Source organism: Streptomyces sp. NH27 (assembly GCF_056859195.1).
On the sequence record NZ_JACEGK010000288.1, the window covers coordinates 1 to 10,137 of the forward strand.

At 72.2% G+C, this 10,137-nt stretch carries 11 protein-coding genes; 3 read left to right on the forward strand and 8 right to left on the reverse strand.

From position 1 onward, the window contains the following. Positions 1 to 25: 25 nt before the first annotated feature. Positions 26 to 937, reverse strand: coding sequence for an SGNH/GDSL hydrolase family protein (locus tag AC13HU_RS22460; RefSeq protein ID WP_483043727.1), 912 nt, complete (start codon positions 935 to 937; stop codon positions 26 to 28). Positions 938 to 1,202: 265 nt separating this feature from the next. Between AC13HU_RS22460 and AC13HU_RS22465 the strand changes: the two genes are divergently transcribed. Both AC13HU_RS22465 and AC13HU_RS22470 read left to right on the forward strand, forming a co-directional pair. Beyond that, on the forward strand, positions 1,203 to 1,697 hold the full coding sequence (locus AC13HU_RS22465; RefSeq protein ID WP_483043728.1) for a DUF3145 domain-containing protein: 495 nt from the start codon (positions 1,203 to 1,205) through the stop codon (positions 1,695 to 1,697). Positions 1,698 to 1,893: 196 nt separating this feature from the next. Continuing rightward, positions 1,894 to 2,772, forward strand: coding sequence for an NAD(P)-dependent oxidoreductase (locus tag AC13HU_RS22470; RefSeq protein WP_483043729.1), 879 nt, complete (start codon positions 1,894 to 1,896; stop codon positions 2,770 to 2,772). Between the two features lie 83 nt (positions 2,773 to 2,855). On the opposite strand, the gene AC13HU_RS22475 is transcribed toward AC13HU_RS22470, so the two are convergent. The 7 genes from AC13HU_RS22475 to AC13HU_RS22505 all read right to left on the reverse strand — a co-directional run bounded on the left by AC13HU_RS22475 (position 2,856) and on the right by AC13HU_RS22505 (position 9,477). Then, positions 2,856 to 4,124, reverse strand: a complete 1,269-nt coding sequence (locus AC13HU_RS22475) for a beta-ketoacyl-[acyl-carrier-protein] synthase family protein (RefSeq protein WP_483043730.1) — start codon at positions 4,122 to 4,124, stop codon at positions 2,856 to 2,858. A 109-nt stretch (positions 4,125 to 4,233) separates the two neighbouring features. Further along, complete coding sequence (locus tag AC13HU_RS22480) at positions 4,234 to 4,482, reverse strand: acyl carrier protein (protein ID WP_483043731.1); 249 nt, start codon at positions 4,480 to 4,482, stop codon at positions 4,234 to 4,236. A 67-nt stretch (positions 4,483 to 4,549) separates the two neighbouring features. Further along, positions 4,550 to 5,584, reverse strand: a complete 1,035-nt coding sequence (locus tag AC13HU_RS22485; RefSeq protein ID WP_483043732.1) for a beta-ketoacyl-ACP synthase 3 — start codon at positions 5,582 to 5,584, stop codon at positions 4,550 to 4,552. Continuing rightward, a complete protein-coding gene (locus AC13HU_RS22490) occupies positions 5,581 to 6,576 on the reverse strand; it encodes an ACP S-malonyltransferase (protein WP_483043733.1) in 996 nt (331 codons plus the stop codon). Before AC13HU_RS22490 ends, AC13HU_RS22485 begins: the two co-directional genes overlap by 4 nt. Before the next feature lie 90 nt (positions 6,577 to 6,666). Further along, positions 6,667 to 7,806, reverse strand: a complete 1,140-nt coding sequence (locus AC13HU_RS22495) for a PucR family transcriptional regulator (protein ID WP_483043737.1) — start codon at positions 7,804 to 7,806, stop codon at positions 6,667 to 6,669. 148 nt (positions 7,807 to 7,954) lie between these two features. Beyond that, positions 7,955 to 8,659, reverse strand: a complete 705-nt coding sequence (locus tag AC13HU_RS22500; protein WP_483043734.1) for a pirin family protein — start codon at positions 8,657 to 8,659, stop codon at positions 7,955 to 7,957. Continuing rightward, positions 8,656 to 9,477: a serine hydrolase domain-containing protein gene (locus tag AC13HU_RS22505; protein WP_483043735.1), complete on the reverse strand. Its 822-nt coding sequence runs from the start codon at positions 9,475 to 9,477 to the stop codon at positions 8,656 to 8,658. Before AC13HU_RS22505 ends, AC13HU_RS22500 begins: the two co-directional genes overlap by 4 nt. Positions 9,478 to 9,660: 183 nt before the next feature. Between AC13HU_RS22505 and AC13HU_RS22510 the strand changes: the two genes are divergently transcribed. Next, positions 9,661 to 10,137 (forward strand): MerR family transcriptional regulator (locus tag AC13HU_RS22510; RefSeq protein ID WP_483043736.1); only part of this gene is annotated, 477 nt, incomplete at its 3' end.

The window sequence follows — 10,137 nt, forward strand, 5'->3', positions numbered from 1 at the left end:
GGGGCAGGGGCTTCCACGGTGCGGCCTAACTCGTCGCCGTGGCGGGGCGGGTCGCCACCGCCGCCATGATCCGGGCCAGTTGAGACTGTCCCTGCTGGTTGGGGTGGAACCAGTCCCAGTCGCTGAGCTCGCCGGTGCCGAAGCGGTAGGCGAAGACCGCGCCGCCGTCGTACCGGCAGCGCTGGTACTTCGCGCAGACCTGGCCGAGCACCGTGTTGTACGCCTGCACGCGGTCGCGCACCGCCGTGCGCCGCTGGTCGGCGGCCGGGCTGTCGGAGGTCGGGTCGTCCAGCATCGTCGGGCACAGGCCGAGCTTCCACACCTCGCGGCCCAGCGGGTTGGCCTTGCCGACCGACCACAGCCGTTGCAGGTCGGGGATGCTGGCGACCAGCACCTGCGTGGTCGGCAGCGTGTGGTGCAGAGAGGACAGGGCGCTGTCGAAGGAGGCGCGGAAGTCGGCCACCGACGTCATCGTGCCGGTGTCGGCCGCGCACGCGTCGTTCGCGCCGATCAGCACCGTGACCATCGCCGGGTGGTGGGCCGCCGCGGCGCGGGCCTGGGCGGGCAGGTCGGCGACGTGCGCGCCGGACGCGGCCAGGTTCCAACTGCTGGAGGCGCCCAGCCGCGCGCTGACGCTCTCCACCTGTTGCCGGTCGCCGGTCGCCCACGACACATCGGGGCAGTCCGACAGCGGGTGGCAGGCGTCGAAGCCGCGGGTGATGGAGTCGCCGAGCGCGGCGACGGTGCTCGGGTGGGTGTTCCACGGCCGGGCCGGGACGACCTTGCGCGGGGTGCCACGGGAAGGCGCGGCGGACCCGGAATGCGAACTGTGTGCGACAGGCGTCCCCCGGCCACCGTCGGGCGAGCCACCGCCGAACCCGCATCCGCCCAGCAGAACCGCGGTCACGGTGAGTGCCAGAGCATGTCCTGACAGCATCCGCATGCGCTTCTTCCCTCCGACGAGTGGGTGACATCTGCTGTCAGCCCGACCGTACGCCACCCCCCGGAAGACGCCGCAGGGTAGCTTTTTCCCTGACAGGCGAACCGATCTGACGGGAGGTCGACGGTCGGCGGGCGACGGCGATGCAAAGTTGTCCTGATTCAGCTGAATAGTGCAGAATGTGTCATGTTGCCCCGGGTTCAACCAGTTCGAGGGTGAGGCCGCTGGGGAAGGCGAACCTCGTCCCACACTGGAGGTACCGGTGACGACACGTGGTGTTCTGTACGTGCACGCCGCACCGCGCGCGTTGTGTCCACATGTGGAGTGGGCCGTCGCGGGCGTCCTCGGCGTGCGTGTGAACCTCGACTGGGTCCGGCAGCCCGCGGCTCCCGGCACCTGGCGCGCCGAGTTCTCCTGGCAGGGAGAGCCCGGCACCGCCTCGAAGCTGGCGTCCGCGCTGCGCGGCTGGCAGTTGCTGCGCTTCGAGGTCACCGCCGAGCCGTGCTCGACCGCCGAGGGCGAGCGCTACAGCGCGACCCCCGAACTCGGCATCTTCCACGCGGTCATCGGCATGCACGGCGACATCCTCATCCCCGAGGACCGGCTGCGCGCCGCGATGCTGCGCGCCCGCAAGGGCGAGGCCGACCTCGAAGCCGAGCTGTCCCGGCTGCTGGGCAAGCCCTGGGACGACGAACTGGAGCCCTTCCGATACGCGGGCGAGGGCGCGCCGGTCCGCTGGCTGCACCAGGTGGTCTGACCCGGCCGCACCGCCCCTGTGCCGTACGGCCGCCGTACGGAGACCCCGTACGAGCCCGTACGAGCCCGTGCGGCCCCGCTCCACGCCCGGCCGCACCGCTGCGCCGCCGCACCGGCGTACGACCAGCCGGACGACCGCTTCGCGTCCCGCCGTACGCCGCCCTGTGTTCGCCGGGCCCGCGCAATAGCCTGCCGGCATGTCATCGCAGAAGCTCTCCGTCGCAGTCCTGGGTACCGGCGCCATGGGCGCCGGAATGGCCCGCAACCTCGCCGCCGCCGGACACCAGGTCCGCGCCTGGAACCGTACGATCGCCCGCGCGCAACCGCTCGCCGAGGCCGGGGTGCATGTCACCGCCGACCCGGCCGAGGCCGTACGGGGCGCCGATGCGGTGCTCACGATGCTGCTCGACGGACCCGCCGTGCTCGACGTGATGCGGACCGCCGTGCCCGCGCTGAGGCAGGGGGCGGTGTGGGTGCAGAGCAGCACGGTCGGGCCGGACGCGCAGAGCGAACTGGCCGCGGTCGCGGCGGCGAACGGCCTGCTCTTCCTCGACGCTCCCGTGCTCGGCACCAAAGCACCCGCGGAGAGCGGCGACCTGACGGTGCTCGCGGCCGGGCCCGCCGCGGCGAAGGCCCTGGCCGGGCCGGTCTTCGAGGCGATCGGCCGCAAGGTCATCTGGGTCGGCGACGACGGGGCCGGGGGCGCCGCCAGCGCGCTCAAACTGGTGCTCAACAGCTGGGTGCTGGCGATCACCAACGCCACGGGTGAGGTGATGGCGCTGTCGGAAGCGCTCGGCGTGGACCCGGACCGCTTCTTCGAGGCGATCGAGGGCGGGCCGATGGACTCGCCGTATCTGCGGCTCAAGGCCGCGACGATCCGCTCCGGCGACTACACGCCGTCCTTCACGGTCGAGGGCGCCTTGAAGGACCTACGGCTCATCGCCGATGTGGGCGAGCGCAACGGAGTACGGCTCGATCTCGCGGCGGCCGGGGCGGAACGCTTCCGGCGCGCGGCCGAACAGGGCCACGGCGGGCAGGACATGGCCGCGAACTACTTCGCGAGCTTCCCGGGGTAGCCGGACCTCCCGGGGTGCCCGGACGTGCGGCTCCTGCCGCGAAAGAACCCCGCGCCCCAAAGGAAAGGGGCGCGGGGGAACCTCTACTCCGGCAGCGTACGCAGCGCCAGCACCACGTTGTGGCCGCCGAAGCCGAAGGAGTTGTTGAGCGCCGCGATGGTGCCGGCGGGCAACGGACGGGGCTCGGCGCGGACGACGTCCGCGTCCATCTCCGGGTCCGGGTTCTCCAGGTTGATCGTGGGCGGCGCGAGCCGGTTGCGGAGGGCGAGGACGGTCGTCACCGTCTCGATCCCGCCGGCCCCACCGAGCAGATGCCCGGTCATCGACTTGGTCGCGGAGATCGCCATGTGGTCGACGTCGTCCCCGAGCACCTTCCGCAGCGCCTTGAGTTCGGCGATGTCACCCTGCGGGGTGGAGGTCGCGTGTGCGTTGGCGTGCACGATCTCGGCCGGCTTGATGTCGGTGTTCTCCATCAGGTGCTGGAGCGCCGAAGCGATTCCGCGCCCCGACGGCTCCGGCTGCGTGATGTGGTGCGCGTCGGCGGAGATGCCCTGGCCGACCGCCTCGCAGTAGGCGCGCGCGCCGCGCGCGGCGGCGTGCTCCGCGGACTCCAGGACCACCACGCCGGCGCCCTCGCCGAGCACGAAGCCGTTGCGGGCCGTGTCGTACGGCCGGGAGGCGCCCTCGGGGTCGTCGTTGTTCTTGGACATCGCCATCATGTTGCCGAAGGCCACGATGGGCAGCGGGTGGATGGCCGCCTCGGTGCCGCCGGCGACCACCACGTCGGCCCGGCCGGTGCGGATCATCTCGATCGCGTAGCCGATCGCCTCCGCGCCGGACGCGCAGGCGCTGACCGGGGTGTGCACGCCCGCGCGGGCGTTCACGTCGATGCCGACGTTCGCCGCCGGGCTGTTGGGCATCAGCATCGGCACGGTGTGCGGGGAGACCTTGCGGACGCCCTGGTTCTTGAGCACGTCGTACTGGCCGAGCAGCGTGGTGACACCGCCGATGCCGGAAGCGATCACCGTGCCCAGCCGGTCCGGGTCGACCGAAGGGTCCTCGCCGGCCTTCGCGGTGAACCCGGCGTCCGCCCACGCCTCGCGCGCCGCGATCAGCGCGAACTGCGCGCTGCGGTCGAGCTTGCGGGCGAGCGGCCGGGGCAGGACCTCGCCCGGCTCGACGGCGATGCTGGCGGCGATGCGCACCGGCAGTTCGGCTGCCCAATCCTGCGCAAGCGTCCGGACACCGGAACGGCCGGCCAGCAGTGCTTCCCAGGTCGACGCGCTGTCGCCACCCAGCGGTGTGGTTGCTCCGATACCGGTGACGACCACGGTGTGATTGGTCGGGCTCACAGGAATTGTCTCTCCACGTCTAGAAGGGCGGGCGACAGGCGCGTCGTCCCGGTTGTTCACGGGCCCGCGGGGGACCCGTCGCGGGGGGTGAGGCCGCTGTAGGACCGACTCAGACCTGGGCCTTGAGGATGTAGTCGACCGCGTCGCCGACCGTCTTGAGGTTCTTGACGTCGTCGTCCGGGATCTTCACGCTGAACTGCTCCTCGGCCGCCACGACGACCTCGACCATGGACAGCGAGTCGACGTCCAGGTCGTCGGTGAAGGACTTGTCGAGCTGCACGTCCTCGGTGGGGATGCCGGCGATCTCGTTCACGATGTCGGCGAGACCGGCGACGATCGCTTCCTTGGTGGCTGCCATGTTTACGGCGCTCCTTGATGTTTCGCTGTCGATGCGGCGTGCGGGACTGCGGCGCCGCGAGGTGTGTCTAGGGGAGAGTAACGACCGTGGCCGCGTAGACCAGCCCCGCCCCGAACCCGATGATCAGGGCGGTGTCGCCGCTCTTGACCTTGCCGGAGGCGAGCAGCCGCTCCATCGCCAGCGGGATGGACGCCGCCGAGGTGTTGCCGGTGGTCTCGACGTCGCGGGCCACCGCGACGTGGTCGGGCAGCTTCAGCGCCTTGATCATGGAGTCGATGATCCGCATGTTGGCCTGGTGCGGGATGAAGGCGTCCAGGTCCGCGGCCGTGACCCCGGCGGCGTCCAGCGCCTCCTGGGCCACCCGGGCCATCTCGTACACCGCCCAGCGGAAGACCGCCTGGCCCTCCTGGGTGATCGCCGGGAACTTGACCTCGCCGTGCGAGTCCACCGGGAGCTGCGACTGGTCGCCGCTCCGGAACTGGTCCCAGGCCACCGTCTGGGTGATGGTGCCCGACTTGTCACCCTCGGAGCCCCAGACCGTCGGTCCTATGGCAGGCACCTTCGAGGGGCCGAGCACGACCGCGCCCGCGCCGTCGCCGAAGAGGAAGGCGGTCGCCCGGTCCTCCTTGTCGGTGAGGTCGCTGAGCCGCTCCACGCCGATCACCAGGACATGGCCGGCGGTGCCGTCGGTGATCATGCCCTTGCCGAGGGTCAGGCCGTAGGCGAAGCCCGCGCAGCCGGCCGAGATGTCGAACGCGGCCGGCTTGCCCGCGCCGATCCGGTGCGCGATCTCGGTGGCGACCGCCGGGGTCTGCTTGAAGTGCGAGACGGTCGCGACCACGACCGCTTCGATGTCGGAGGCGTCGATGCCGGCGTCGGCGATCGCCTTGCCGGCGGCCTCGATGGACATCTCGGCGACGGTCTCGTCCGGCCCGGCCCAGTGCCGGGAGGCGATCCCGGACCGGGACCTGATCCACTCGTCGCTGGAGTCGATGTGTTCGAGGATGACCTCGTTGGGGACCACCCGGACCGGGCGGTAACCGCCCACCCCGAGAATCCGTGCGTGGGGGGCACCCTTGCTGGGGTTGATCTTCGCTGTCATCGCTGCGGGTGCTCCTCTGTCGCGTCCTGCGGGATGGAGTCTTCCGGTCGATCCTGCGGCGGCGTGCCCGCCGCCTCCGCGGCCAGCTCGCGTGCGGCGGCCAACTGGTCCGGTGTCTTCAGCGCCAGGGTGCGCACCCCCGGCAGGGCGCGCTTGGCCAGGCCGACCAGCGTGCCACCGGGCGACACCTCGATGATCGCGGTGACCCCGAGCTCCTTGAACGTTTCCATGCACAGATCCCAGCGCACCGGGTGCGAAACCTGCATGACAAGCCTGCGCACGACTTCTGCGCCCTTGTCCACCTTCTGCCCATCCGCGTTCGAGACATACGGCAACGAGGGGTCCGCGACGGTCAGCGTCGGCGCGAGCGCCTCCAGGGTGGCCACCGCGGGGGCCATGTGGGCGGTGTGGAACGCGCCGGCCACCGCCAGCGGCCGCACCCGGGCGCCCTCCGGCCGCTGCTCGGCGAGCGCGGCGAGCTGCTCCAGGGTGCCGGCCGCCACGATCTGGCCGGCGCCGTTGATGTTCGCCGGGGTGAGGCCGAGACCGGTCAGGTGGGCGACCACCGTGCCCTGGTCGCCGCCGAGCAGCGCGGACATGCCGGTCTCGGTGACCGCGGCCGCCTCGGCCATCGCGCGGCCGCGGGCGGCCACGAACGACAGCGCGTCCTGCTCGGACAGGACCCCGGCCAGCACGGCGGCGGTGATCTCGCCGACGCTGTGCCCGGCGACCACGTCGGGCCGTCCGGTGCCGCCGTTGCCGAACAGGCCCAGCTCACCGGCCGACAGCAACCCCGCCGCCACCAGCAGCGGTTGGGCCACCTTCGTGTCGCGGATCTCGTCCGCGTCGGCCTTCGTGCCGTAGTGGACCAGGTCGAGGCCGACCACGTCGGACCAGCCCGCGAGGCGGTCGGCGGCGCCGGGCAGGTCGAGCCAGGGGGACAGGAAGCCGGGCGTCTGGGCGCCTTGGCCGGGAGCGACGAGTACGAGCACGTTCACACTCTCTCTCGCGGGCGGGTGTCACCGCCCGTGGGGACAAGGACGAAGAAGTGTCAGCCGATTTGTGGGTGTCCAACAAACGTGTCAGCGATGCCGGTCGCCGTCCGAGAGTCGTCCCAGGATCAGCGCGATGCGCAGGGTGAACGCCGACCGCACGTCGGACGGCGACCAGCCGGTGACATCGGTCACACGTCGCAGCCGGTAGCGGACCGTATTGGGGTGCACGAACAGCATCCGTGCGGCACCTTCGAGCGAGGATGCCTGCTCCAGGTAGACACTCAGAGTCTCCAGTAGCGCCGAGCCCGCCTCTTCAAGCGGCCTGTAGATCTCCTCCACCAGCTGACTGCGAGCATAGCGGTCGCCCGCCATCGCACGCTCCGGTAGCAGGTCGTCGGTGAGTACCGGGCGTGGCGCGTCCGGCCAGGCCCGGCACGCCTTGAGGCCGGCCGCCGCGGCCTGCGCGGACCTGGTCGCCGACAGCAGGTCGCCGACCACCGGGCCGGCCACCACCGGTCCCGGCGCGAACGGGCCGATCAGCGCCTTCGCCACCCGGATCGGGTCGTCGTCACCGCCGGCGATCACCACCAGCCGCTCGCCGAGCACCCCGGTGAGCACCTGGAGCTTCGCGTGCCGGGAGGCCCGCCGGATCGCCTCCACGGTCAACTCGCTGTCGCCGTTGGGCGCGGTGCCGAGCACCACCACGATCTTGTCCGGCGAGCTCCAGCCGAGCGCCGCGGCCCGCGACAGCACGCCCTCGTCGGCCTCCCCGGAGAGCACCGCGTTGACCACCAGCGACTCCAGCCGGGCATCCCACGCGCCGCGCGCCTCGGCGGCCTGCGCGTAGACCTGCGCGGTGGCGAAGGCGATCTCGCGGGCGTAGACGAGCAGCGCCTCGCGCAGCACGCCCTCGTCGCCGGGCGCGGCGACCTCGTCGATCGCCGACTCCATGACCTCGATGGTGGTGCGCACCATTTCGACCGTCTGACGCAGTGAGATCGCCCGGGTCAACTCGCGCGGCGCGGTGCCGAAGACGTCGGTGCTGATCGCCTGCGGCGCCTCGGGGTGGCGGAACCACTCGGTGAACGCCGCGATACCGGCCTGCGCCACGAGCCCGATCCAGCTCCGGTTCTCCGGGGGCATCGCCCGGTACCAGGGGAGTTGCTCGTCCATCCGCGCGATGGCGTGCGCGGCCAGCCGCCCGGCGGACTTCTCCAGCCGCCGCAGGGTCGCGGCGTGGTCGCCGCGCGGCGGCTCCGAGGAGGCGTGCGGGGGCTGCCGCTTCTGCGGGTTCTGCGGGTGCTGCGCGGGAGGAGGCACGGTCCAAGCCTGCCTTATGGGTGCGGCCGCGCGGGGGGCGGGTTGTCCGTTTCGGCTATCCGTACGACGGTTCGGCGGTCATCCGCCACACCAGGTACTCGGCGTCGGGGGGCGCTTCGGCCTGCCGGGCACGGGAGTTGGCGGCGCGCAGGGCGTCGCCGGGGCCGAGTTCGGTGCCGTCCACGCGGACGGTGCCGCGCAGCACGTGCAGGTAGAGGAACGGGGCGTCGGGCAGCGGGCCCGAGCCGCGGGCCAGATACAGCGCGGCGTGCGGCTGGCGCAGCGGCAGCGGGGCGTTCGGCGCGGCGGACGCGAGCGGATACGAGCCGGGCCCCGGCGGCGCGACATCGGTGGCGACGGTGTGCCGGGACGGGCCGCCGGCCGGGTCCGGGTGCAGCCACATCTGGAGGAAACGGACCGGGCCGGCACCCGGGTTGCGCTCGACATGGCGTACGCCGCCGCCCGCGCTGAGCAGTTGGGCGTCGCCCGCGCGCAGCCGGGTCGCGACACCGTCGCTGTCGCGGTGCTCCAACTCGCCCTCGATCACCCAGGTGACGATCTCGGTGTCGCGGTGCGTGTGCTCGGCGAAGCCCGCGCCCGGCGCCAACCGCTCCTCGTTGCAGGCCAGTAGCAGCCCGAACCGTACGTTCGCCGGGTCGTAGAAGCCCGCGAAGGAGAACGCGTGCAGCGTCTCGATGCCGGCCGACGGGTCGCCGCCCGCGTAGCGGCGCTCCGCACGCCACACCCCGTCCGCGGTCATCCGGCCGCCCGCAGCTCGGTGAGGACCGCGTCCGTCAACTGCGGCCACAGCGGCAGCGCCCACTCGCCGAAGGGGCGGTCGGTCAGCGCCACGCAGGCCGCGCCGGCGACCGGGTCGATCCACAGGAAGGTGCCGGACTGGCCGAAATGGCCGAAGGTCGCCGGGGAGGAGTGCGCGCCGGTCCAGTGCGGGGACTTGGCGGCGCGGATCTCGAAGCCCAGGCCCCAGTCGTTCGGGTCCTGGCGGCCGTAGCCGGGCAGCACGCCCTTGAGCCCGGGGAACGCCACGGAGGTCGCGGTCGCCACGGTCGAGGGGTGCAGCAGCCGCGGGGCCTGCACCTCCGCGGCGAACTTCAGCAGATCCGCGACGGTGGAGACGCCGTCGGCCGCGGGTGAGCCGTTCAGCGCGGTGTCCGCCATGCCCAGCGGCTCCAGCACCGCCTGGCGGGCGTACTCCGCGAACGGGATGCCGGCCGCCTTCGCGAGGGCGTCGCCCAGGGCGTCGAAGCCGGAGTTCGAGTAGATGCGGCGGGTGCCGGGGGCCGCCATCACCTTCGGGGCGTCGAAGGCCAGCCCCGAGGCGTGGGCGAGCAGGTGCCGTACCGTCGCGCCCTCCGGGCCCGCCGGGTCGTCCAGCTCGAACACGCCCTCCTCCCAGGCCACGAGGACCGCGTACGCCGCGAGCGGCTTCGTCACCGACGCCAGCGGGTACCGCCGGTGGAGGGCGCCGTACGTCCCGGCCACGGTGCCGTCTGCCCGGACCACGCCCGCGGCGGCGTTGGCCACGGGCCACTGGCCGATCAAGTCCAAGCTGTTCATGGTGACCGACCCTACGGGGTGGGGGGTTCTGTCGGTTCAGGGACCTTGCGGCCCGCGGTGGCCGGTCGCGCCGTTCCCCGCGCCCCTGTTTTCGTGCTGCTCCTTCCGCGAAAAGGCGCTCACCACCAGGGGCACCCAGATCCCCTTGCCTAGAGTGCGCTCGAAGGTCTTAGCGTAAGAGGTATGACGGTCGTGCAGGTGGCGAAGAGCAAGCCGAGCAACACAGTGAGTTGCGAAGATCCGCAGACGCATCTGCGGCCGGACGGGCAGGACCAGTACACGATCAGCGAGGTCGCGGAGTTCACCGGGCTGAGCGCGCACACGCTGCGCTGGTACGAGCGGATCGGGCTGATGCCGCACGTGGACCGGTCGCACACCGGCCAGCGCCGGTTCAGCAACCGGGATCTGGACTGGCTCGCTTTCGTCGGGAAGTTGCGGCTGACGGGGATGCCGGTCGCGGACATGGTGACGTACGCGGAGATGGTGCGGGCGGGCGACCACACGTTCGGCGAGCGGCAGGCGCTGCTGGAGTCCACCCGGGTGGACGTGGTCCGGCGGATCGCCGAACTCCAGGGCACCCTGACGGTGCTGGACCACAAGATCGGCACGTACGCGTGCTCCCGCGCCCCGGAGGGTAGGCGCGTGGGCGGATTCCAGGGC

Bases quoted from the DNA above. Each gene is read 5' to 3' on its own strand.
- AC13HU_RS22460 (WP_483043727.1), bottom strand. From the start codon at position 937: ATGCTGTCAGGACATGCTCTGGCACTCACCGTGACCGCGGTTCTGCTG.
- AC13HU_RS22470 (WP_483043729.1), top strand. From the start codon at position 1,894: ATGTCATCGCAGAAGCTCTCCGTCGCAGTCCTGGGTACCGGCGCCATG.
- AC13HU_RS22480 (WP_483043731.1), bottom strand. From the start codon at position 4,482: ATGGCAGCCACCAAGGAAGCGATCGTCGCCGGTCTCGCCGACATCGTG.
- AC13HU_RS22485 (WP_483043732.1), bottom strand. From the start codon at position 5,584: ATGACAGCGAAGATCAACCCCAGCAAGGGTGCCCCCCACGCACGGATT.
- AC13HU_RS22500 (WP_483043734.1), bottom strand. From the start codon at position 8,659: ATGACCGCGGACGGGGTGTGGCGTGCGGAGCGCCGCTACGCGGGCGGC.
- AC13HU_RS22505 (WP_483043735.1), bottom strand. From the start codon at position 9,477: ATGAACAGCTTGGACTTGATCGGCCAGTGGCCCGTGGCCAACGCCGCC.